This window comes from Nostoc sp. PCC 7107 (assembly GCF_000316625.1).
Classification (GTDB): Bacteria; Cyanobacteriota; Cyanobacteriia; order Cyanobacteriales; family Nostocaceae; genus Nostoc_B.
Window position 1 is genome coordinate 4,804,110 of the sequence record NC_019676.1, and the last position, 24,492, is coordinate 4,828,601.

Sequence of the window (24,492 nt, forward strand, 5' to 3'; positions counted from 1 at the left end):
GCCCTCTGAATAGTTCGTTACCATGTCGGAAGAAGATATCCGTGCCGCCAGGCTGGAAAAAGTAGCCCAGATTAAGCAGTTAGGGGGTAATCCATACTCCTATCGTTGGGAATCTAGCCATCATGCCGCCCAATTGCAAGAAAAATTTGCTGATTTAGCCAGTGGCGAAGAAGTTGATTTAGAAGTTACCGTTGCCGGTCGCATCATGGCGCGGCGTGTTTTTGGTAAATTGGCATTCTTTACTTTGCAAGACGAAACAGGCAACATACAGCTATATCTGGAGAAAAATCGCATCCAAGAAAGCATGGCAGAAATTGATGCTGATGCTTTCAACCACCTCAAGCAACTCACAGATGCAGGCGATATTCTGGGAGTTAAAGGCACGATTAAACGGACTGAAAAGGGCGAGTTATCAGTCTACGTCAAACAATACACCATCCTCACAAAATCCCTACTGCCCCTACCCGACAAGTGGCATGGATTAACAGATGTCGCCAAACGTTACCGTCAGCGCTACGTTGACTTGATTGTTAACCCCGAAGTCCGGCAAACTTTTCGCCGTCGCGCCCAAATCACCGCAGGTATTCGCCGTTATTTAGAACAGCGCGATTTTCTGGAAATTGAAACGCCTGTTTTGCAAAGTGAAGCTGGCGGTGCAGATGCACGTCCTTTTGTCACTTACCACAACACCCTAGAAATGGAATTGTATCTGCGGATTGCCACAGAACTCCATCTCAAACGCTTGATTGTCGGTGGTTTTGAAAAGGTGTTTGAATTAGGGCGAATTTTCCGCAATGAGGGAATTTCAACTCGACACAACCCCGAATTTACCTCCATCGAAGTTTATCAAGCCTACGCCGACTACAACGATATGATGGCGCTGACGGAAGGAATTATTACCACCGTCGCCCAAGATGTACTTGGCACATTGCAAATCACCTACCAAGGCGAAACTGTAGATTTAACACCACCTTGGCGACGGGTGACAATGCACGATGTAGTCAAAGAGGCCACAGGCTTAGACTTTAATGCTTTTTCAACCTTGGAAGAAGCAAAAGCCGCAGCTAAAAATGCTGGAATTCCTGGTGCAGGTGAAGCCCAAAGTATAGGTAAAATCCTGAATTTAGTCTTTGAAGAGAAAGTAGAAGCAAATTTAATTCAGCCTACCTTTGTTATTGACTATCCTGTAGAAATTTCGCCACTCGCAAAGCCCCACCGTTCTCAACTTGGTTTGGTAGAACGATTTGAGTTATTCATTGTGGGACGCGAAACCGCCAATAGCTTCTCAGAATTAACAGATCCCATTGACCAAAGAGAACGCCTAGAAGCCCAAGCCGCCCGCAAAGCTGCTGGTGATTTAGAAGCCCAAGGTGTAGATGAAGATTTTCTCACGGCGTTGGAATATGGAATGCCACCTACAGGCGGTCTAGGTATTGGGATTGATCGGTTAGTCATGTTATTAACTGATTCTGCCAGTATTCGAGATGTCATTGCTTTTCCCTTACTCAAACCTGAAGGTAGCTTGATTAAGGAATTTAGCTATGATCCAAAAACTCAAACACTCACGATTGAATTTGATAGCGGCAGTGTTTACGAATATTTCAAAGTACCTTCTAGTATCAAAGAAGAATTATATAATGTACCGTCTAAAGGTCAATATTTTCATAAATTTATTAAAGGGAAATTTAAGTATGAACAATTAAGTTGAGATATGTGATTGATGAAATACAATTAGTAGACTGACTGACTGACTGACTTCACTGAATTTTATCGGCGTTCATCGGCGGTTTCTTTTTATGCAACATTAGTTATTTCAGTCCTGTAGGGGTGCAAAGATTTGCGCCCCTCTGCGTTCAAAAACATTAGTTCTATACTTCACTTAACTGGGAATCACCATAACTTATCAAGCGGTTGTTGCTTCTGGCAATTCAAATTTATAACCGTAGCCGCGAACTGTTTTAATAAACTCAGGTACATTATGGTCAACTTCTAATTTCTTGCGTAGTTGACCAATGTGTACATCTACAACTCTTCCATCTCCTACATAGTCACAACCCCAAACTTTTTGGATGAGTTGTGAGCGACTCCAAGCTTGACCAGGATGACTTGCTAAAAAATGCAGAATATTAAATTCCAATGCTGTTAAATTTAGTGGTTTATCGTTTAGTGTGACTTCTCTACCTTCTGGGTTAATTGCTAGTTGCTTGAATACCAAGCGCTGTATAGAAGACGGATTAATGCAACGTATCCGCCTCAAAAGTGCTTGTACTCTAACTTCTACTTCTGCCAAACTAAAAGGTTTAGTCATAAAGTCATCTGCACCCGCAGAAAGAATCTTAATTTTATCTTCTTCCGCATTTCTACTTGTTAGCATCATTACTAAGACATTATTACGGCTCTGCATTTCTTCGCACAAATTGTAGCCACTGATATCTGGTAAATTCCAATCTAAAATTACTAAAGCTGGATTAAATTGCTCAAACATAGACAGAGCAGTTTTTCCATCTGCCGCAGACTCTATGTGATATTTTCGACCAAGAAAACGATAGATTAGATTACGTACACCAAAGTCGTCATCTACAACAAGAATTTTGGGATTTGTAGCAGGAAGCATCACCATAAAGTTCTAGCCTATTATTCATCTGGCAACTCGCAGTTGAGATAGCTTTGTTGGAATACGAGAAGCCACTCTAAGAAAGTTTAATTTTACAAAAATTTTTAGTTTTTCTTGACATTTATCTAAGTTGATTACTTAGATAGAAAACAGCTTTTAGTCAAACATTGCCACTACTTTACTGAGATACACTTAATTTTCTATTAAATTTGAGAAAAGTTCAGCTATCATAGTGCATACCAAATGTATAAGTTTTGTATGATTTTTGTATGTTTTTGAATATTGCAGTATATTGTAATACTTCTATCTTCACAGTAAGTTAAATTTCCTGAGTATTTCCCAAAAAAATACCCTTCAGACAGAAAGTAAATTCCTTACTAAGTCTGGCTCGACTGATTTCAGGTGTACATCTAGTAAAATAATTCACTCTAAACTTTCCATAACTATCTCCTTTGGAAAAGTACAGCCATCTGTCCAGGGTGTGTCTACGTGCAGCTACCTTTTTCTATGTAACCAAAAACACTTAAAAAGCTGATTGTATGACAAGCCAAGGACTCAGAGCTTCCTTAGAAGGTATCAGAGCTGCAAAAACAGCTTTAACTGACAAAACTTTAAGCCAACATAAATTAGCAATAGCTTTAGGTATTACTCGTCAACCAGTATCTAAGTTTTTTGCAGGTGAGCCAGTTTCTCGCAGTTGCTTTGTCCAAATTTGTCAACATTTAGGATTATCTTGGCAAAAAATTGCTGGTCTACCAGAAGATAGAATTTCAGAATTGACTGCTACATCACATGGCAACAATAGAGATTTAAATATATTGGTGCAGGAAATCCGCCAAAAGCGCCAAGACAAAATTCAAGACCAATGTGGTAATCTGCAAATATTGGATATTGCTCAGGCAATTCCATTAGTTGATATTTATACTATCGTTTATGTATTAGAAAAAATTACTAGCCAACGATGGCTAGAGATGGGAGATTTGTTGAAAGAATTTTGTTTTGAGTCAGGCTTTAAGCGACTGGAAAAAGACCAGATTTCCCAAAAATTATCAGGGTTAGAAGCAGTATTGCTTTACTCGAAGTTGATGATCCTTGGTAAGCCAGGTTCAGGTAAAACAACATTCTTAAAATATTTGGCGGTTGAGTGTAATAAAGGCAAATTACAACCAAATCTTGTGGCTATTTTTATCAGCCTCAAAGATTTTGCTGAAGACTTTAAAGATAATAGTGATTTCAGTTTGTTGAAGTATATTAGCCAAGAATTTCTGAGTTGTGGAATTGAAGCTGAATCAACATTAAGTTTATTAATTGAAGGTAAAATGTTGATTTTATTGGATGGATTAGATGAGGTGCAAATGGATGAAGTCAATGAGATTAATAAAGAAATTCGGCGTTTTTGTCAGACTTATTACAAAAATAAGTTTGTGATTAGCTGTCGAATAGCAGCTCAAAAATACAAATTTCCGGGGTTTACAGAAATTGAAATTGCCGACTTTGATATGCAACAGGCTGAGGTCTTTGTGAAAAACTGGTTCGTAGCAGTTGCTCATGAATCTAGAGAAAATGGGGAAGCTATCGGCAATTTATTTATTCATCAACTAAATTTACCAGAAAATAAGCAACTTAGAGAATTAGCGGTAACACCAATTTTGCTACATCTAATTTGTTTATTCTTTCAAGAAAAATCTGAATTTACATTTAAGCCAGCTAAGTTATATGAGCAAGCATTAAATATTTTGCTGAGTCGATGGGATGAAATGAAAGGTATTCAAAGACATTCGGTTGACTGTAATTTAAACTTAGCTAATACAAAAAAGCTACTGGCTCAAATTGCTGCTATTACTTTTGAACAGGGCAATTATTTTTTTGACGAAGAAATAATCCAGCCACTAATAGTTCAATATTTAACTAAAGATAATGAATATTGTCATGGTAGTTCAAAATTGCTAAATCAGCAGTTTCAAGATAGTGCAAAATTAATGAAATTGCTTGAGGTAGATCATGGTGTATTAGTAGAGCGATCGCAGGAAATTTATTCTTTCTCTCATTTAGCTTTGCAAGAATATTTAACAGCGAAAAATATTGTCTTAAATCACCAATATCAGTCGATAAATCAACTTGTTAATCATATTACTGATAAGCGATGGAAAAATGTTTTTTTACTAACTGTGAGTATGTTGCCTGATGCTGAAGCAATGCTGCGGTTGATGAAACAAAAAATAGATTTTTTAGTGGCTCATGACCAGAAAATTCAAGATTTTCTATTGTGGCTGTATCAAAAATCTAACTCAGTTACTACTCAATATAAACCAGGTGCAATTCGAGCTTTTTACATCGTTTGTGTTGGGCGTTCATTAGAGGTATTTCTCAAAGGTAGCAATTTTCCTCAACACCAAGTCTTTTGCCATTCATCTAGTTATGGTCTGGAACGTGCTATGATTGGCAACTTAGCATTTAGTCCTGAACTTGCTATAGATGAGTTTCTCACCAGTACTTTTGCCTGTGCTGGGGAACTAGAATTTGCCTGTAATTATATTTTGAATGATGCTATAGTTTTTGACTATGCCCACGCTTTAAATATTGCCTTTGATAAAGCTCTAAATTTAGTTGTTGAGCCTAAATTTAAACAATTTATCCACAATCTGAAAAAACAACTACCAAATGCACAAAGCAATCACCATAAATTTCGTAAGTGGTGGATAGAGCATGGTAAATTCTGGAATGAAAGATTTCGAGAACTTTTAGTTAAATATCGAAATATTTGTCACGACTGGCAGTTTAGTAAACAGCAAATAGAGTTACTTCAAGAATATTATATTGCTAATAAGTTATTAATAAATTGTCTGAATACTGCCAATAATATTAAACCTGCAATTAGACAGGATCTTGAAGAAAGATTATTATTGGCTAATACCAAGATAAAAAAATAACTTATATAAGTTTTGTAGAAAGTAAATAATAATTTTTTAACTCTTATAAAGAGGTTATAAATAGTAAAAAATCAACCAATATGCCATAAGAAAGACTTTCATAACATTCATACCAGAGAAAGAGCAATTAAATAGCTTAATCTCGTTAAATTGCTGTTAGTGAAGTCAGTTAAGGATATTTTATGAATAACTTAGTAGGCGGTATTATTCCTCAACAGCCACCCATTGAGCCTCAGTCCGATGCTCATGTTCTCAAGTCTCGCTTGGAATGGGGCGAACCAGCTTTTACAATTTTGGATGTGCGCGATCGCCAGACATATAACGAAGGCCATATCATGGGATCAATGCCCATGCCTATTGATGAATTAGCAGACCGCGCAGTACCATCTCTAGACAAAAGCCGTGATATTTATGTTTACGGTGGCAATGATGAGGAATCTGCTCAAGCTGCACAAGTTCTGCGTTCTGCTGGTTTTGAGCATATCTCTCAACTCATTGGTGGTCTAGGCGCATGGAAAGCAATTGGCGGCCCAACAGAAGGTATCGTTGAATCTAGAACTCCCGCAGGTGCAGATGACTATAATGTTGTCTCTCGTCTGAAAAATCACGCCGAAAATCAGCAAAAATCTGGTCAATAGTTAATGGTCAAGAGTCAATAGTCAATGTATGGCAGGTGACAGTATTAAGAAACTGTGCTGTCTTGATTTTATATTTTACTGATGTCCTAATACTATGGACTATGGACTCTTGACTTTTAATCAATGCTCAAATAAATCTTTGAACTGTAATAAATCTAATGAAACGATTGTTGGTAGAACTTGAAAGCATTCTTGTGCAATTTCCCAACGTTCTTCTCGTTTGAGCATTTCACGTAGTTTATACTGGACATTAATTAAATAGCGGACATCATTAGCCGCATAACTTAATTGTGCTTCAGTTAAATTCGCCGCATTACCCCAATCAGAACTTTGGGCGCTTTTATCAAGTTCTACTTGTTCTAATTCTTGTACTACTTCTTTAAGTCCGTGGCGGTTGGTGTAAGTTCGGGCTAACTTACTGGCAATTTTAGTACAAAAAACAGGTTGGACGTAAATTCCTAAGTTGTGGCGTAAAGTAGCAACATCAAAACGAGCAAAGTGAAATATCTTCAGTACATTCTTGGCTTCGAGAAGGTTTTTTAAATTAGGCGATTGGGTTTGTCCTCTAGCGATGCGAATTGCTGTTACTTTACCTTGTGAGTTGCACAGCTGCACGAGACACAAGCGATCGCGCTGTGGTAATAATCCCATAGTTTCTGTATCAACAGCGATCGCCTCGGCTTTTAAGTACTCACTGAGGGTAAAGTCATTAATATCGCGATCGCAAACCTGAAAATCTGGTAATGTCATGAGTCACTCAACCATGAATGCAGTGTCTTTCACAAAAGAATACCCTTAGACACTACATAATTTCATCAAGTGACTTTATCTAGTCAGAATAAAAATTTGCGTTAAATAAACTTCGCCTTGCTGATTAGTCGCTACACCAACCCCAGTTAGGTTGTATTTACCCTTGATATTCTTTAAATGTCCAGGACTATCTAACCAACCAATCACAGCTTGACTAGCAGGATTGCTGTATCCCTGGTTCACTGCAACATTTTCGCCTGCACTGTTGAAGCGAATTGAAGTAGCTGTGACACGCTTTTCAAATCCGTTATGGCTGAAGGGAACTCTCCCCTTAGCCATATTTTGACTATGAATTCTAGCTTGTCGAGAGATATTGGCATTCAGAGTTAACTTTGGCAGTTTTTTAGATGCTCGATAGCGATTTATTTGCTCAAAAACTGATTTTTCTAATGCAGTCGTGTTAAAGGTAGTAGTTAATGAGGCCAGCTGACTTGAAGCAATCTGCTGAGTTGTGTTGTTAGTAGATGAGTGGCTTGGAATTGGAGTAGTGATAAATCCACTAGCAAGGACAAGCGTACTTAAAGCGATGCCAAAAGCAGGTTGTCGAAACATGGAGAATTACAAAATATAGATGATTAAGACCTATACTCTACCTTCGACTTGCGAGAATCTGTAACAGGATATTATGAAAAATTGCTCAACTTGGGAAATAGGGGCTAGAGGCTATAACCATTCAACCCTCCAAGCTAAAATCAACACAAACGGGAAATAATCTGCTATGGTAGCCGTCCCCCAACAACCGCAAAAAATGACCATCGAGGAATATCTCGTATGGGAACTCCAGCAAGAGCTTCGTTATGAATATGTCAACGGCGAGGTTTTTGCTATGACAGGTGGTACAATTCCCCACAATGACATTGCACTGAATTTTTACACAGCCTTACGCCCACATTTACGCGCTAGAGGCTGCCGAGTGAATGTGTCAGATGTGAAAGTGCAATTTGATGCTAAAAGTATTTATTATTATCCTGATGTGATTGTTAGTTGCGACTCTCAAGACAGGAATGCTCGCAAATTTATTCAAAATCCCACAATCATTGCTGAAGTTCTCTCCCCTGCTACAAGCAGCAAAGATCGGGGCGAAAAATTCACTAATTACTTAACAATTCCCTCTTTACAAGAATATTTATTGATAGATTCGGAAAAAATCTCTGTTGAACGCTACTCTCGTGGAGAGGGAAGAATGTGGCTTTACTATCCCTATACTGAGGGAGATGTGATCACGCTATCGAGCATAGAATTTGAGTTAGCGATCGCACTACTGTATGAAGGTGTGGTACTTGCAGCAACAGAAGAATAGTTTATCGTGCGATCGCTCTTGAAGTTGTGCGAAAATGCGATCGCACCAGCACCTATAATAAGTTTGCAAGAGAAATTCGATGTATCTAAGAACCATACAGCAAAAATAGGGTGCGTAACGCAAATTTAGTAACGCACCCCAAGTTTTAAGCAAGTTTTAACCGAATTTTATATCAGTCGAAGTAAAGATGAAGACATTTAAAGAGCAAGAATCCCAGAAGAGTAATAATTTTACCTCCTGCCTCCTGCCTCCTGCCTCCTGCCATATCTTCCTATCGTTTGAGGATAAATATTTGGGTGAAATAAACCGCACCTCTGCTATTTACCGCCACACCAACACCTGTGAGGTTGTAATTACCTTTGATGTTAGCCAAATGTCCCGAACTTCTTAGCCAGCCTTGCACGGCTTGGGTTGCAGGATTGCTGTATCCCTGATTGTACGCCACATTTTCAGCCGCTGCTCTGTAGGGTATTGTCACTGCGATCGCTTGAATTCTTGTGCCAAAACCATCATGACCAAATGCAACTCGCCCCTGAGCCATGTTTTGACTGTGAATTCTGGCTTGATTGTCAATAGTTGAGTTACGGCTTAACGCTGGTAGACCAAGTGAAGCCCGATATTGATTGATTTGGGTGAATACTTGACTTTCGAGGGTTGCCGTATTCACCGTAGATTGTGCCAGTTGGGTGCTGTGGTCTGACATTTGGGTATGTTGCAAGGTAGCAGTTTGAACTGGTGTAGAAAAAGCGATTACGCCTCCAATCAAGGACAGAGTCGCTACACCAGCACTGGATATTTTATTCTGAATCATTAATATGTAGCCCTAAACACACTGAAAGAGAACACTTCCAGATAATGTAACCGGACTCATGTAAACTAGACAAATAGGCTATTAGCCAGCATCTGGGGATTTATGCTGCTCTACCTTGCAAAATTGCCAACCAACTTACATATTCATAAATTTCCATACATCATCATTCTCTGGGTAGAAAAATATTTATTTACTTAACCAATCTATATCAAGTAATTGCTCAAGGGAATAAGGACATTCCAGAGGAAAATCAACAGTATTCTGAGTTTTAATTTTGACAAAACCTAAAGCATCTTTATAGATAAAATTTAATTCGGAATCGAGATAATTACGCAGACTAGTAGTCAGTCTTCGTTTTAATTGAGTGCGAAAATTATAGATTTCTTCTGGCCAGTGAATTGAATTATATTCAGATTCGCTTGTCCAATATTGCAGTAATAATAGATGACGGATAATTTGCTCTAAAAGACTGGCTACAGCATTTTTCTTTTCTCTGCCCAAATCCTCTAATTCCTCAACTAAATTCTCTAAATCTAGTTCTTGCAGTTGATGATTTTTAATTAGTTTGACTGTTTCTTCTAGCCATTGAGAATCATCAATGTCGTAGAGTTGTCTTAATTCATTAACTTTCATAATATTTCGCAGTATAAAACTGAGTGGGAAAGCCATCTAAAGCGCTGGCTCCCCTACACTCAGTATTACAAAAGTTTCACCTGGTCAAAGGTGTGATTCCAACAGATTTACTGTGGGATTAAAAATTTAGCGACGGTTTGCACATCTTTGTCACCGCGTCCAGAACAGTTGATGATAATTCGAGGACTACCGCTAAGTTGGGGACAGAGAGTTTCGAGATAGGCGATCGCATGGGAGGTTTCTAAAGCTGGGATTATCCCTTCTAAGCGAGACAGTTTTTGGAATGCAGCTAAAGCCTCAGCATCTGTCACACTATAATATTCAGCCCGATGAATATCTTTTAAATAACTGTGTTCTGGCCCTACACCGGGATAATCTAACCCAGCGCTAATTGAGTGCGCCTCCGTGACTTGTCCATCTTCATCTTGCAGCAGATAGCTCATCGCTCCGTGCAATACACCAATTCGACCTTTTGTCAATGTGGCAGCGTGTTTATCTGTATTCACACCTTCACCAGCAGCTTCTACCCCAATTAACCGCACAGATGGCTCATTGACAAACTCATAAAACAGACCCATTGCATTGGAACCGCCACCCACACAAGCCATGAGAATATCAGGTAAACCGCCCCACTTTTCTAAAGCTTGGGCGCGAGTTTCTTGACCAATCACCGCATGAAAATCTCGCACCATCATTGGGTAAGGATGGGGGCCAGCTACGGAACCGAGGATGTAGTGAGTTGTTTCAACATTCGTCACCCAATCCCGAATCGCTTCTGAAGTGGCATCTTTGAGGGTACCTGTCCCCGCCTCCACTGGCCGGACTTCTGCACCCATCAACCGCATTCTAAACACATTCAAAGCTTGGCGTTCCATATCTTGAACGCCCATGTAAATCACGCATTCCAAACCAAACCGGGCGCAAACCGTGGCTGTTGCGACTCCATGCTGTCCAGCGCCAGTTTCAGCAATAATCCGTTGCTTACCCATGCGCTTCGCTAACAATACCTGACCCAAGGCATTATTAATTTTGTGTGCGCCAGTGTGATTCAAATCTTCTCGCTTTAAATAAATCTGCGCCCCTGTACCATCAGGTTGGGCATAATGAGCAGTCAGCCGTTCGGCAAAATATAACGGTGTAGCGCGCCCCACATAATCCCGCAGCAGTTGTTGGAGTTCTGCTTGAAACTCTGACTCATAACGATATTTCTGATAAGCTGTTTCTAATTCAGCTAAAGCGGGCATCAGCGTTTCCGGGACGTACTTACCGCCAAAGCGTCCAAAGCGTCCTTGGGTATCGGGAACCTGAGCAGTTGTGGAAGAATTTGGAGAAAGGGGAGTAGTAGTCACGGAAAAATATTGATGACAAGTAAAGACTTCATTAATTATAAAGAGTCTGGGGCAGATAATAACAATTTGTAATTCGTAATCTCAATTCTCTATCAAGTGAAGATGCGCTTAATTATTGGAAGATACAGCGAACCATCAGGAGAAAACTTCCGTGTACCTTTGCGTTGAAAAAAAGTACAATTACGAATTACTATTGAACTCGCATGATCTCCCACCATAATAGATGTAGTAGAACTAATCACTACCGCAATTTTGTATGTCTGCTTCTAAATCCAACTCATCTGATAACAAAATTATCTATCAGGAATTTGGTAACGGTAACTCCGCTGCTACCGAAAGACCAATTCAAGAACTCCCACCGCAACAACAAAACTTAAGAATCCAAGCGAGTCGCACTGGACGCAAGGGTAAAACAGTCACAGTGATTACGGGGTTTCAAAGCAAGCCGGAAACTTTAGCCGATTTAGTCAAGCAGTTGAAAACGCAATGCGGTACTGGTGGGACAGTCAAAGAGAACACCATTGAAATTCAAGGGGAACACAAGCAGAAAATTTTGGAGATTGTCACCAAACTAGGTTACAAGGCTAAACTCAGTGGCGGTTGAGGAACCAAATTAACCACATTTTGGCAATGTTATCGTTGAGGAGTATCAATCAAAAGTGACAGGAGGCTGAAATGGACTTAGTGAGAATTTTAGCAGCGATTTTCATCCCACCTTTGGGAGTATTTCTACAAGTAGGTTTGGGGAAAGATTTTTGGATTAATATCCTTTTGACCTTTCTGGGGTATGTTCCAGGGATTGTACATGCGGTGTGGATAATAGCCAGAAAATAATAGCGATCGCTTGATGATCACCAAGTCAAATATTCGGCACGTCAGCCATAGTGGTTTTCATCAAGCATTGTACATAGTTTACGCAATCCCTACAGGTTGCAGCACTATGTGTGGGAAAGATGTTAATTTTTCAGGTAATAATACTACTTCCTCAAGACGTGAAGACCGATCTAGTTAGTTGCGCTCTGCTTCCTACAATAACCATATAAGAATTTGTTTTCTCTGCGCCTCATCTTTGGAGTGGTTATTCAAAAAGCCTATGCAACCTACTAATCCTAACCAATTTACCGAAAAAGCCTGGGAAGCGATCGCCCACACGCCAGATATTGCTAAACAATATCACCAACAACAAATCGAAAGCGAACACCTGCTCAAAGCACTGCTAGAACAAGAAGGTTTAGCCAGCAGTATTTTAACCAAAGCAGGTGCGAATCTGCAAAAAATCCGCGATCGCACTGATCAATTTCTCCAACGTCAGCCAAGGGTATCTGGTACAAGTAGTTCTGTGTTTTTGGGACGCAGCTTAGATACCCTATTAGATAGGGCTGATAACTATCGCAAAGATTTTAAAGACGAATATATTTCTATTGAACATTTATTGCTGGGTTATGCCAAAGATGACCGTTTTGGCAAAGGTCTACTCCAAGAATTCGGTTTAGACGAAGGCAAGCTGAAAAACATTATTAAACAAATTCGTGGGAGCCAGAAAGTGACCGACCAAAATCCAGAAGGTAAATACGAAGCACTGGAAAAATATGGACGTGACCTCACCGAAGCCGCCCGCAAAGGTCAACTTGATCCGGTGATTGGGCGAGATGACGAGATTCGCCGGACTGTGCAGATTCTCTCCCGTCGTACCAAAAATAACCCAGTGTTGATTGGGGAACCAGGAGTGGGTAAAACTGCGATCGCGGAAGGACTCGCCCAACGCATCATCGCGGGTGATGTTCCCCAATCCCTCAAAGACCGCAAACTCATTGCTTTGGATATGGGTGCTTTGATTGCGGGGGCAAAATTCCGGGGTGAATTTGAAGAACGCCTGAAAGCAGTCTTAAAAGAAGTTACCGAATCTGGCGGGAATATAGTTCTATTTATTGATGAAATTCATACCGTTGTCGGTGCGGGTGCAACCCAAGGGGCGATGGATGCAGGTAACTTGTTAAAACCGATGTTGGCGCGGGGTGAGTTGCGTTGTATTGGGGCGACAACTTTAGATGAATATCGCAAATATATCGAAAAAGATGCCGCTTTAGAAAGACGCTTCCAGCAAGTTTATGTCGATCAGCCCAGCGTTGAAGATACGATTTCCATATTGCGCGGTTTGCGGGAACGCTACGAAAACCACCACGGGGTGAAGATTTCTGATAGTGCTTTAGTAGCAGCGGCGCAACTTTCGGGTAGATATATTAGCGATCGCTTTTTACCAGATAAAGCCATTGATTTGGTAGACGAAGCCGCCGCCCGGTTGAAAATGGAAATTACCTCCAAACCAGAAGAACTCGACGAAATTGATCGCAAAATTCTTCAATTAGAAATGGAGAAACTTTCTTTGAAAAAAGAAAGTGATGCAGCATCTCGTGAACGTCTAGAAAGACTAGAAAAAGAAATTGCTGATTTCAAAGAAGAACAAAGAACACTTAACACTCAATGGCAGTCAGAAAAAGATATTATTGAAAAAATTCAGTCTGTTAAAAAAGAAATTGAACGGGTTAACTTAGAAATTCAGCAAGCTGAAAGAAACTACGACCTCAACCGCGCGGCGGAATTGAAATATGGCAATTTAACTGATTTACATCGCCAACTACAAGTAGCGGAAAGTGAATTAGCTAACGCCCAAAGAAGTGGTAAATCTCTACTGCGGGAAGAAGTCACCGAATCTGATATTGCGGAAGTTATTTCTAAATGGACAGGAATTCCCATCAGCAAGTTAGTGGAATCAGAAAAAGAAAAACTGCTGCATTTAGAAGACGAACTACATCAGCGGGTAATTGGCCAAGATGAAGCTGTGACAGCCGTCGCCGATGCAATTCAGCGATCGCGTGCGGGATTGGCTGACCCCAATCGCCCCATCGCCAGCTTTGTGTTCCTCGGCCCTACAGGCGTTGGTAAAACTGAGTTAGCCAAAGCCTTAGCGGGATATATGTTCGACACTGAAGATGCACTGGTGCGAATTGATATGTCTGAGTACATGGAAAAACACGCCGTCTCGCGGTTAATCGGTGCGCCTCCTGGATATGTGGGTTATGAAGAAGGCGGACAACTCACCGAAGCAATTCGCCGTCGTCCCTACTCAGTGATTTTGTTCGACGAAATCGAAAAAGCCCACCCCGATGTCTTTAATATCTTCCTGCAAATTCTGGATGATGGACGCGTCACCGATGCCCAAGGTCATACTGTAGACTTCAAGAATTCAATTATTATTATGACCAGTAACATTGGTTCCCAGTTCATTCTTGATATTGCTGGGGACAATTCTCGCTACGACGAAATGCGTCATCGAGTTATGGAAGCGATGCGGAATAGCTTCCGGCCAGAATTCCTCAACCGCATTGATGAACTGATCATCTTCCACAGCTTAGATAAAAAAGAACTGCGCCATATTGTGCAGTTGCAAGTAGGAAGATTAAGAGAAAGATTGAGTGATACCTCCAGTGGGCTTCGCCAACGCAAAATATCTCTCAAACTCGCCGATGCGGCGCTGGACTTCTTGGCTGAAGTTGGTTATGACCCTGTATTTGGCGCACGTCCACTCAAACGCGCAATCCAGCGTGAGTTAGAAACGCAAATTGCTAAAGCCATCCTGCGCGGCGAATTCCACGACGGCGACACCATTTTTGTCGATGTGCAGAATGAACGCCTAGCTTTTAGCCGTTTACCTGTGGAAGTATTTAGCAGTTAAGTTAAGATTATTTCACTAAAAAATGCAGAGGTTCGCCTTTGCATTTTTTGGTGTTGCTGATTAGTGGGATGTTTTTTGTTTCGCGCATTCGCCGCAAGGCGTTCTCGCAGAGTAGGCGCAAAGGCGCGAAAAATCGATAGTTCAATTTACTAAAAAGGCTTAATTCATCCCGCATTTATGCAACGCCCATTTTTTTATGGATTATTTTCTGGTTCTGTATATTTGCAGAAAACGTTAATACCGATTTTGAGGATATACAAGACGACAATTGTGGCGATCGCGGCATCAATCGGAATACCATGAACAGCCGCTACAGTTACCAACGAACCAATAATACTATTAAGTAAAGCAGCACTACCAGGGTTTTTCGTATATTCTTTTATTTTGCCTTGTAGACCTTCATCGCCGCATATTTCCGCGCGAATTTCATTGAGGGTTAATTGTAAGAGAGATTTATTTTTACCAAAAGCTGTTTTACCAAATTGCTCTTGCCAAAGTTCATCAAAACTAGCTTCTAAATTACCTTTATTTTGTTGTATAGTCGTGAGTGCTTTTTGTGCCTGATCATCTTGAAGGATTTGTTGCAGTTCTTGAATTTCGGTAGAAGATAATTGAGTAGTCATATCATGCCTCATCGTCATGCTTTTCTAAAGATGCGATCGCTGTTCCTTGAGAATGATGATTTTTTTGGTTTCTCACATAAGAAACAGCATTGTCTAACTGCTTACTACCTAATGACAATACACCATATCCGCGCTGCCAACCAAAAATAATTGCATTATTTGATATATGATAATTTTGATTTAAAAAATGAGTGCTACTACCTTTAATATTTTTGACAAAATCAGCTATGGATAAACTAGGTGGTATTGAAGCTATTAAATGGATATGGTCTTCAATGCCGCCAATCGCATGAATAATACTATTAAGAAAATCAGCTTTCCCAATAATATAATTATAAAGTTCAGCTTCTTTATCATGCGTAATCAGAGGTTGGCGTTCTTTGGTTGCCCAAACAAGATGATAATAAAGCCGCCAAAAAGCCATGATATATTTTGCGGTATAAGAGATAATTTCTCGATTGTATTTTCTTTAAAGTAAATCTGCCAAGTCCGCCTAGGAATTAATTCCTAGGCTCACAGCAAAAGTCCGTTGAAACGGACTTTTAATTTATATAAATCAATTTTATTGACATCTTCATTAGTTGTCTTCAGACAACTTACGCTATGAGCCTGGGGTTTATAACCCTAGGCGGGTATAGTCGATAGTGTATTCTGTATTTGTTATGAGTAAATCTGCCAAGTCCGCCTAGGAATTAATTCCCAGGCTCACAGCAAAAGTCCGTTGAAACGGACTAATAATTTATATAAATCAATTTTATTGACATATTCATCAGTTGTCTTCAGACAACTTAAGCTATGAGCCTGGGGTTTATAACCCTAGGCGGATGATTATGCTTCTCCATTAAAACGTTGATTCACAACCTTATGTTGTTGGTTCACAACATTACGCCGTTAGTTCACAACCTTATGTTGTTGGTTCACAACCTTAAGCCGTTGATTCACAACCTTACAATATTCATTCAAAACATTACAACTTTGGTTCAAAACATGACAATGTTGGTGCAGAACATTACAACTTTGGTTCAAAACATAACAACGTTGGTTCAAAACATGACAACATTTGTGTAAATGCTTATATATTCGCAACCACAACTTAAACAAAACTTATAACCAAATCACAATAAACTAGGATGAAAATCAAGAAATTCAATCTCTCAAACTCTTCTCCTCAGCGCCTCCGCGTGAAATAAAAAATTGCATCATACATCTCTTCAGCGTACTCTTCACCCGTTGCCTCGAAAATAGCTTGAAACTGACTTTCGCCTAACTGCTGGAGTATACGGGCTAAAGCATCGATAACATAACCAATCCAATCTTGATTATTTTCTAAGCCAATAGCGAAAAGCCGAATGTAAATTGGCAAAGCCTCAGCGTAATTTTCTTGAGCTTCTAAAACCCTTGCCCACTTACCCAATGTTTGTGAAGCCTTACGCCAATCGCGGAATTGCTCATAAATTTCCCAGGCTTTTTGATAATAGTTAATTGCCACATCAAACTGCCGTTGCTCTTCGGCTATCATGCCCAGTTGGTGATAGTCACCAGCAGCACTGTAAAAATCCCCGGCATCTTCGTTTATCTTCAGCGCCTTGTTGTAGTAATCAACAGCCACATCAAACTGCCTCTGCTCTTGGGCTACCATGCCCAGTTGGTGATATTCTCTAGCAGCACTGTACAAATCCCCGGCATCTTCTTTTATCTTCAGCGCCTTGTTGTAGTAATCAACAGCCACATCAAACTGCCGTTGCTCTTGGGCTACTATGCCCAGGTGGTGATATTCTCTAGCAGCACTGTACAAATCCCCAGCATCTTCTTTTATCTTCAGCGCCTTGTTGTAGTAATCAACAGCCACATCAAACTGCCGTTGCTCTTGGGCTACCATGCCCAGTTGGTGATAGACAGTTGCAGCAGAGTAGAAATCCCCTGCATCTTCTTTTATCTTCAGCGCCTTTTTGTAGTAATCAACAGCCACATCAAACTGCCGTTGCTTATAGGCGATATTGCCCAGTTGGTGATAGTCAGTTGCAGCAGAGTAGAAATCCCCTGCATCTTCTTTTATCTTCAGCGCCTTTTTGTAGTAATCAACAGCCACATCAAACTGCCGTTGCTTTTCGGCTACCGCGCCCAGTTGGTGATAGACAGTTGCAGCATAGTAGAAATTCCCTGCATCTTCATATATCTTCAGCGTCTTTTTGTAGTAATCAACAGCCACATCAAACTGCCGTTGCTCTTGGGCTACTATGCCCAGCTGGTGATACTCACGCGCAGCCGAGTAGAAATCCCCTGCATCTTCAAAAATCTTCAGCGCCTTTTTGTAGTAATCAACAGCCACATCAAACTGCCGTTGCTCTTGGGCTACTATGCCCAGTTGGTAATAAGCAACAGCAATTCTGTCATTCACTGAAGGGTCATTTAAAGCTATCAATTCATCTAAAATTTCTTGATGAACTTTTCCCGCCCCTTCTAAATCACCACTTAGCCGCGCTTCAATAGCTTCGTTACCCCGCAAATAAATCCAGAAATCAAAAGCATCTTTACCCTTTGGTTTTGCATCTGCCAAGTGAATGCCAATTTGCTTCAGCGCCCGTTGTTGCAGTGACTTAAATTCGGGTTTGCGCCCGATGCGCTCATACACTTCTCCCAAGGTTTGCAGAATTTCCTGTGCATAAGCCCATTCTTGTTGCTGTTCGGCAAGGCGCAGGTTTTGCAACAGGTTTGGTTCTTCGACTCGCAGCATAAAGGTTGCCAGTTCAGCATTGCTGATGAGTTTCTCGCCGTAGTTATCCGCTAAATAAGCGTAGAAAATCAGCAACTTTTTTTCGAGTTTGTTAATCACCTCTTGGGAAGCCATTGTGTTTAACTGCTGACGCAAATACCAGGGTAGTGCTGGGTGAATTTTGTAGATAGTCTCACCAAATAAATATTCCAAAATACCTGCGGCGGCAGCTTCATTGAGAATTCTTAGCCAATCTGGTTTTTGCAAGTTCTCCCCAAACACGGCTTGATAAGCTTGCCCAAATTCATTATCAGGACTTGCTGAAAACAGAGGCAGCCAATCTGCATTAACCCGTTCCGAAAACAGCGCCAAAAATGGTAAATGTCGTCGTGTACGTTCTGACAATTTAGCAAAGGAATAATCCAACGACACAGTAAGAGATTTTTCTCTCCCTTCTTCCTCTTGTCCCCTAAAAGTATCCAACCCCCGCCGCAGCGCCTCAATTAACTGCACAGGTGTCTGTGTCTTTAAATGCGGTAACACCACCCGCAAAGACAACGGATGTCCCCCCAATAATTTCAACAATTCCAAATACTCTGCTGGTAGGTTCTTTCTCTCCACACCCACCGTTTGCAAAATCTTCGCGGCTAACTCTTGGGCATCCGCTTGAGACAACCCCCGCAAGTTGATTAAACTATACCCACAATCCAACCAAGCTTCTTCGCCGCGACTGGTAATTAATACCCAAGATTTACCACCCCGCAATTCTTTAAGAAACCGCTTCAGCTTGTTTCTTTCTTCCCCACTCAATAATGGTTCATTCCCCGTAGGGAAACCGTTGACAGGTTCAAAGTTATCCCAAATCAACAAGCAAGGATTAGTTTGCAGATATTGCCGCACCACATCCTCTTGCTTATCTGGCATCATTTGGGAAAATCTCTCACCTCCTAACGCCCTACCAATTTGGTTAATTACCTGACTCAACCCCGCACCCTGTTCAAAGGAGGTGAAGAACATACCGCCTGTACGTCCTTGAGTGTCATTTAACCACCGGGTGAAACCTGCGGCTAACTCAGTTTTACCAACGCCGCCCATTCCCTGCACCAAAACCAGATGATTTTGCCGAAATGCTCTCTCTAAACGCAAAATCTCATAATCCCGCCCAATAAAACCATAAGCACTTTCATCGGGTAAACCTACAGCTTTGCTGCTTTCTGGAGTGTTGTCTGTTTGCGCCATCAAATCAGCAAAACTCGGTGCTGTCTTCTTAGGAACAAAAGGCGTATAGGGTTCCTGCTGATACAACACCGGCACAAGCCAATCTTGTAAAGCTAAATTTCCTTTGGGACTGGGGCGCATTTTGTCAATAGACATGGACTTACGCCCTGCTGCAACTGCTGTGGCGATACACTCTCCCCTGACTAATTCCCCATACAACCGCCCAATAAAGTGTTCTGCACCTTTGGCGTAAACTGAATACGCCATTGCTACCACACCCTTAGCCCCCAATTTCACCAACTGTCCCGCCACAGAAGAAAAGGCTTCTTCCCCTACTTGTCCAGACTTGCAAGCATTCAGTACAAAAATCGGCACACGACAATCTGTTAAATATTGGGCAATTTCTCTAGCGCTGACAGCTTGCTCATTTCCCTGTTCATCCTCAAAGACTAAAACTCCCTGTGTCTCGCTGTCAAAATTCCCATGTCCATCAAAATGGACGATATGATAAAAACCCTTATTCGCTTGCAGTTCTGCTTCAAATGCTTTCAAGCTAGGGGGACGCAATACCTTAAGATTGACTCGCTGTCGTATTGGTTGCAGCGCCGCCAGCAGTGGACGGGCAATGGTTTTAAACCCAATATCTTGCTGATCGTAAGGACGGGCAATAACTAGTAAAATATTCAGTTGGTCATCGGGCATTGCTGGCAATGGTGCTTTTACGCCCTGACTGCTGAGACTGCGATACATCCCCGCCAGTGAAGGTGCAAGAAATTGATAATCGTGGGAATATAGCAATTCCCAAGGCAAATTCAGCACGTTGGCGTTATCAGAAATGATGCCCAGTTCACAGTTATCTAGCCCTTCTCGTGTCGCTTCCTGAAAAAACTCTCTTCCTTTGTCTGTACTGCGAAATACTAGCTCAAATAGCTGTTGTCCCCAATGCTGTAATTTTTGTTCAATTTTTACAGCGTTATCTGGAAAAATACCGTAAGGAAACTTGAGATAATCTTCTAAATACCAGCGCAACTCGGCTGCGTTTTCTTCATCGAAGGGTTGCTGGAAGGCGACTTCTGACGCAAAACGAGGACTTTCATATCCGCGTTGCCAAGAAAGTTGGATTTTGTCGTCTTGATGCGTAATCCGCAACCAATTTTGCGCCATAACGAACTCTACCACTGGTTAGTTAATCTGATGGTAACTTAACTCAGTAATTCACGTAGAGGTCGGTTGATTACGTAAAATCGATACTATTTTGATGGTCTGTTGCCAAGCTTTTCTGGCATCAATAAATTTGATGATACTGCGCTGCGATCGCCTATCAATTTTCATTGGGGGAAGTTAAACAACTCAACTTCCCCCAGGCTTGTACAACGATAAATTGAGCAGCTTTTACTCCCGATAGTTAGCATCTAACCAACAGCGCGGTAAACTTTCACCGGAAGGAAAAACGAGATTTTCTTTTGAAAAAGAATCGTTATCTTGTTCTTCTTGACCTGTTTGGTCTTTTCCATGCACGATATTCACATTCGGGTCGATTAATTCCTGAATATCAGTAATTTTTACTAAATCGCTAGTATCTTTGATTTGTAAGAACATAATTGACCTCCGTAATTAGATTAGTTCAAAATTATTTACCAGAAGCTTCCACTAGTTTCTTAAAGTGCATATATGCTTGTTCTGGTGTCAGCAGTTGGTATTCTTATTGCCTGCTATCAGGAAGATGATGCACTATAAAGCTAGGTATGAGATTTAACTTTAAGACCTTTTTTCCTAGTTGATCGGCTGTTTCCGCCAGAGTATATTCATCGTGAAATTTATAGGTATTCATATCCATCACCTCCTAAAAATAGGTGTGTTAAAAGATTAATTTATGGAATAATTAAAATCCCAAAATTAGAATTCGCGTTGATATTTTTCTAAAATATCAACCAGATTCACCTGACATTGCAGGGGAAGTAAATCGATTAATGCTAGTTCCCTTCTCCCGCCACCTATCTTTACAGGTATAGATTCCAAAACTTTAGTTACGCTGTCTTCATTGACAGCGTTAGAAGTAATTAAAGGATATAACTGCTCGGCGACAACAGTATGTAATTTGGCATCAGATAAATAAAGATGCCACTTGGCAATATCTATATAGACATTTTCGCCAATTTCCGCTGCTAGGGCTTCTAGTAATTCTGCTGTGTTAGTCTTAGCCATAAAAATCACCCTATATTAAGAAAGAGTGCCAGATTTTAGCCTATATAACCATTATCGCTCAATTACTCAAGCTAAATCTACTCCCGCAGGTTACATAAGCCCTAGCATGAATTGTCCATCTTCAGGTGGATTTAGGCGGTGTGGATGAATAGTTAGCGATCGCTGCAATATAAACTAGATGCACCAATAAAACTATTCCCCAGGCTGTGGTCAATAACGGTAGCCACTGCCAATCTGTTGTTTTCAAAATATGAAAAAACCAAAGACCAGAATTAATTGTGGCAGCTACAGCGACATGGACAGCAAAATTCATTCGGTCATCTAACCTGCGAAATTCGGGGTCACTGCGATCGGGTTTGCGAGGCCAACGAGGAGGCATAAATATTTGTTACAAATTTCAATACACTTGATTATTTTAAATTGTTTGGGAGTGTAGTTGCGATCGTCTCGGAAGAATGCCAAGCCGCAACTTTAACTTCAGGCATTTTTGTAAGCAGACTCGATAGTTTTTAATAACTCTGGAATGTCATAAGGTTTGGAAATGAAATGAGCAATTCCCAAGGAAGACGCTAATTCGTCTAGATAACCATGTGCTGTGGCTAACACGATGGCTATTTTTATACCTTGTGCTTGGAGGTGCTTGCATACTTCAACTCCTGTGAGTTTTGGCATTCTATTATCTAAAATTAATAAATCTGGCTGTTCTTTGATCAGTATTTCTAGCGCTTCTTCACCGTTCTTGGCTTCCTTAACTTCCCAACCTTCCTCCTCTAAAAGGAAACTCAGCATCTCTCGACTATCATCGTCATCATCGGCAATTAGTATTTTGCGCTTTCCTGAATTTTTACTGTTCATCTTTCATTCTGGTGATTGGTAGATAAAAAACCTGCGAAGTCGGTGTTGATTGAGAGATATCAAAGACTGAATTCACTATGAAACTAATTTGCGCTAACTCAGAATTAGGAATTTCCTTTACTACTACTTTGACTGTTCTACCTTTACCTGCATGATCAAAAGCTTGGAGAAAATAGTGCAGCAGCTGGCGTAAAAGACTCCTCGGATCAGCTACTACCGTGATTGGTTCGTACCAGTCAGTAACTACTTGTACCTGACGAATTACAGCTTCTGTCGAGAGAAGATCCACTAAATTGGATATATTATCAGTCAATGACACAGGTTGGAGTGTACCAATCTCGAAGGATGCTAAATTGCGCCAAATTTCCGCACGACGACGAAATAGTTGAATTGATTGTTCAGCCTGACGCAGCAATTGTATCGCGTAATCTAAACGGTTAACTGCTACCATCCGCGAAACGACTTCTAGTTTTAAGCGTGCAGCCTGATGTGCTTGGACAATATCTTGACGTAAGTCTTCCAGTGGTCGATATTCGTTGGGGTTAGACTCTAAAACCAGACGAACATCTTTTTCTAAGTTAGCGATTAATAATTCTGCTTCAACTCCGTGAGAAGCGCACAGCAATATCTCTTTCAGGCGTTGTCTAGCATCTGCGCGTCGTAAAGAGATACTCAAAACTCCGATAATGTTCTGTTTGTCATCACGTAAAGGAATTCCCTGACAGGTAAACGGATGGAAGCCATCAATGAAATGCTCTGCACTAATAATTTCTACATAATCTGCTTCTGCTAATGGCGTACCAATACCGTTAGCACCAGCTACAGCCTCCGATAGCAAAGCACCAGGCCCAGGAAAAGGTTCTGGCCCTTGTACAGTCTGTTTGTCACCCACAACATCCAGCACGATCGCTTCACTGTCGCCTAACATGACTGCATGACGATCTGTCCCCGCGGCTTGGGAGAGCATCCGAATATAAGGTGCAGCCACTTGAATTAAAGTCCGCTTTTGCTCTATCAATCGCTCTGTAGCTAGGATTGATAGTTTTTCGGCTTGCAGAGCTTGAGAGTTCGCGCCTTGTAAATGCGATCGCTCCCATGCACGATATATAGTTGAGCGCAACATCTTAGCTGGAATCGCACCAGTAGATTTATATACCCGTCGAGCTTCTAATATATCTAGCTCTTGAGGGGACATAGCTTTAATACCCCTTAGCTGATCAATTTCAGCTTTATATTTTCATCCTAAGCTGTTATAGCAATTTTTTGATCACTAAAAAATTCTCTGACTAATCGTAAAATATGAATAAACCTCCGTCTCGGCAAAACTTAATAATTTATTTATAATTAAGATTTTTGTAATATTTATTAATCTCATCAAAAATATCTCATTTAGCACAAAATAAATATTTTCTTCATTTATATCTATTAAAAAAGATTTGTTATTAATCATTATTCATTAGTCTTTTTTGATTACAAATGATTAATGACTAATAACCAATGAACACCATGACACTAATTTTTTCAATTAAAACCGGATTTTTAGAGTTTATAGTTCTGATGCGGAATAATCTCCAGATTTCCCCCCAGTTTTACTAATTAAATGAATTGATTCAATTTGAATCGACTTTTCTAAGGCTTTCGCCATATCGTATAAAGTCAAAGCTGCGACAGAAACGGCAGTTAAAGCTTCCATTTCCACACCAGTTTCTGCTTTGGTTTTCACGGTAGCTTGGATGTGATAACCGGGTAATTGGGAATCGGGGGTAATTTCCACAGCAACTTTTTGCAATGGTAGGGGATGACACAAGGGAATTAAATTCGCTGTTTGTTTAGCTGCCATAATCCCAGCTATCCGCGCCGTTGCTAACACATCACCTTTAGGTGTATTGCCAGCCTGAATCGCTGCTAAGGTTTCTGGCAACATCCGCACCCTAGCAACAGCCACAGCTTGGCGGACTGTAGAGGCTTTATCGGAAACATCTACCATCTGTGCTTGTCCTTGAGAATCGAGATGACTTAACTCGGCAGAAAAATTTTTTTCAGAATTGTCTTGCATTGCT

General features: G+C 40.7%; 23 protein-coding genes. 7 read left to right on the forward strand and 16 right to left on the reverse strand.

The genetic code is table 11. The features are described from left to right. The first annotated feature begins 22 nt into the window (after nt 1-22). Nucleotides 23-1,708: a lysine--tRNA ligase gene (lysS, locus tag NOS7107_RS20490; RefSeq protein WP_015114860.1), complete on the forward strand. Its 1,686-nt coding sequence runs from the start codon at nt 23-25 to the stop codon at nt 1,706-1,708. A gap of 195 nt (nt 1,709-1,903) precedes the next feature. Here the strand turns inward: lysS and NOS7107_RS20495 are convergent, their stop codons facing one another. Beyond that, nucleotides 1,904-2,620 (reverse strand): response regulator transcription factor, encoded by a 717-nt coding sequence (locus NOS7107_RS20495; protein ID WP_015114861.1) that lies wholly within the window; start codon nt 2,618-2,620, stop codon nt 1,904-1,906. A 533-nt stretch (nt 2,621-3,153) separates the two neighbouring features. Here NOS7107_RS20495 and NOS7107_RS20500 point away from each other — a divergent pair. Next, nucleotides 3,154-5,544: an NACHT domain-containing NTPase gene (locus tag NOS7107_RS20500; protein ID WP_015114862.1), complete on the forward strand. Its 2,391-nt coding sequence runs from the start codon at nt 3,154-3,156 to the stop codon at nt 5,542-5,544. 182 nt (nt 5,545-5,726) lie between these two features. After that, nucleotides 5,727-6,182, forward strand: coding sequence for a rhodanese-like domain-containing protein (locus NOS7107_RS20505; protein WP_015114863.1), 456 nt, complete (start codon nt 5,727-5,729; stop codon nt 6,180-6,182). A gap of 120 nt (nt 6,183-6,302) precedes the next feature. On the opposite strand, the gene NOS7107_RS20510 is transcribed toward NOS7107_RS20505, so the two are convergent. Beyond that, on the reverse strand, nt 6,303-6,932 hold the full coding sequence (locus NOS7107_RS20510; RefSeq protein ID WP_015114864.1) for a ribonuclease H-like domain-containing protein: 630 nt from the start codon (nt 6,930-6,932) through the stop codon (nt 6,303-6,305). A gap of 75 nt (nt 6,933-7,007) precedes the next feature. Beyond that, nucleotides 7,008-7,544 (reverse strand): CAP domain-containing protein, encoded by a 537-nt coding sequence (locus tag NOS7107_RS20515; RefSeq protein WP_015114865.1) that lies wholly within the window; start codon nt 7,542-7,544, stop codon nt 7,008-7,010. A gap of 166 nt (nt 7,545-7,710) precedes the next feature. On the opposite strand from NOS7107_RS20515, the gene NOS7107_RS20520 reads away from it, so the two are divergent. Further along, nucleotides 7,711-8,292, forward strand: coding sequence for a Uma2 family endonuclease (locus NOS7107_RS20520; RefSeq protein WP_015114866.1), 582 nt, complete (start codon nt 7,711-7,713; stop codon nt 8,290-8,292). 271 nt (nt 8,293-8,563) lie between these two features. Here NOS7107_RS20520 and NOS7107_RS20525 read toward each other — a convergent pair whose 3' ends face one another. From NOS7107_RS20525 to trpB, 3 genes are all read right to left on the reverse strand, one after another. Further along, the gene (locus NOS7107_RS20525; RefSeq protein WP_015114867.1) at nt 8,564-9,103 is read right to left on the reverse strand and encodes a CAP domain-containing protein; all 540 of its coding nucleotides are present in this window, start codon (nt 9,101-9,103) and stop codon (nt 8,564-8,566) included. 186 nt (nt 9,104-9,289) lie between these two features. Beyond that, nucleotides 9,290-9,739 (reverse strand): DUF29 domain-containing protein, encoded by a 450-nt coding sequence (locus NOS7107_RS20530; RefSeq protein WP_085999826.1) that lies wholly within the window; start codon nt 9,737-9,739, stop codon nt 9,290-9,292. A 104-nt stretch (nt 9,740-9,843) separates the two neighbouring features. Then, nucleotides 9,844-11,085, reverse strand: a complete 1,242-nt coding sequence (gene trpB, locus NOS7107_RS20535; protein WP_015114869.1) for a tryptophan synthase subunit beta — start codon at nt 11,083-11,085, stop codon at nt 9,844-9,846. Nucleotides 11,086-11,341: 256 nt separating this feature from the next. On the opposite strand from trpB, the gene NOS7107_RS20540 reads away from it, so the two are divergent. The 3 genes from NOS7107_RS20540 (at nt 11,342) to clpB (ending at nt 14,818) form a co-directional block, all read left to right on the forward strand. Next, nucleotides 11,342-11,689: a translation initiation factor gene (locus tag NOS7107_RS20540; RefSeq protein WP_015114870.1), complete on the forward strand. Its 348-nt coding sequence runs from the start codon at nt 11,342-11,344 to the stop codon at nt 11,687-11,689. Between the two features lie 71 nt (nt 11,690-11,760). Beyond that, nucleotides 11,761-11,919, forward strand: coding sequence for a YqaE/Pmp3 family membrane protein (locus NOS7107_RS28035; protein WP_015114871.1), 159 nt, complete (start codon nt 11,761-11,763; stop codon nt 11,917-11,919). Between the two features lie 259 nt (nt 11,920-12,178). Then, complete coding sequence (gene clpB, locus NOS7107_RS20550) at nt 12,179-14,818, forward strand: ATP-dependent chaperone ClpB (RefSeq protein WP_015114872.1); 2,640 nt, start codon at nt 12,179-12,181, stop codon at nt 14,816-14,818. Nucleotides 14,819-15,012: 194 nt separating this feature from the next. On the opposite strand, the gene NOS7107_RS20555 is transcribed toward clpB, so the two are convergent. From NOS7107_RS20555 to moaC, 10 genes are all read right to left on the reverse strand, one after another. Then, nucleotides 15,013-15,441 carry a hypothetical protein gene (locus tag NOS7107_RS20555; protein ID WP_015114873.1) on the reverse strand — a complete coding sequence of 143 codons (429 nt, stop codon included), beginning with the start codon at nt 15,439-15,441 and terminating at the stop codon, nt 15,013-15,015. 1 nt (nt 15,442) lies between these two features. Next, complete coding sequence (gene tnpA / locus NOS7107_RS20560; protein WP_015114874.1) at nt 15,443-15,865, reverse strand: IS200/IS605 family transposase; 423 nt, start codon at nt 15,863-15,865, stop codon at nt 15,443-15,445. A 744-nt stretch (nt 15,866-16,609) separates the two neighbouring features. After that, nucleotides 16,610-20,536, reverse strand: coding sequence for a tetratricopeptide repeat protein (locus NOS7107_RS20565; RefSeq protein WP_015114875.1), 3,927 nt, complete (start codon nt 20,534-20,536; stop codon nt 16,610-16,612). Between the two features lie 228 nt (nt 20,537-20,764). Continuing rightward, nucleotides 20,765-20,971: a hypothetical protein gene (locus NOS7107_RS20570; RefSeq protein ID WP_015114876.1), complete on the reverse strand. Its 207-nt coding sequence runs from the start codon at nt 20,969-20,971 to the stop codon at nt 20,765-20,767. 103 nt (nt 20,972-21,074) lie between these two features. Continuing rightward, complete coding sequence (locus tag NOS7107_RS29755; protein ID WP_015114877.1) at nt 21,075-21,203, reverse strand: hypothetical protein; 129 nt, start codon at nt 21,201-21,203, stop codon at nt 21,075-21,077. A gap of 65 nt (nt 21,204-21,268) precedes the next feature. Next, nucleotides 21,269-21,577, reverse strand: coding sequence for a DUF3181 family protein (locus NOS7107_RS20580; protein WP_015114878.1), 309 nt, complete (start codon nt 21,575-21,577; stop codon nt 21,269-21,271). Between the two features lie 121 nt (nt 21,578-21,698). Next, entirely contained in the window at nt 21,699-21,956 is a 258-nt protein-coding gene (locus NOS7107_RS20585) for a 2TM domain-containing protein (RefSeq protein WP_015114879.1), read from the reverse strand. Between the two features lie 98 nt (nt 21,957-22,054). Beyond that, the gene (locus tag NOS7107_RS20590) at nt 22,055-22,432 is read right to left on the reverse strand and encodes a response regulator transcription factor (protein WP_015114880.1); all 378 of its coding nucleotides are present in this window, start codon (nt 22,430-22,432) and stop codon (nt 22,055-22,057) included. Continuing rightward, nucleotides 22,422-23,627: a GAF domain-containing protein gene (locus NOS7107_RS20595; protein WP_015114881.1), complete on the reverse strand. Its 1,206-nt coding sequence runs from the start codon at nt 23,625-23,627 to the stop codon at nt 22,422-22,424. The genes NOS7107_RS20590 and NOS7107_RS20595 overlap by 11 nt, the downstream gene beginning before the upstream one ends. 351 nt (nt 23,628-23,978) lie before the next feature. Continuing rightward, on the reverse strand, nt 23,979-24,488 hold the full coding sequence (moaC, locus tag NOS7107_RS20600) for a cyclic pyranopterin monophosphate synthase MoaC (protein WP_015114883.1): 510 nt from the start codon (nt 24,486-24,488) through the stop codon (nt 23,979-23,981). Between the last annotated feature and the right edge of the window lie 4 nt (nt 24,489-24,492).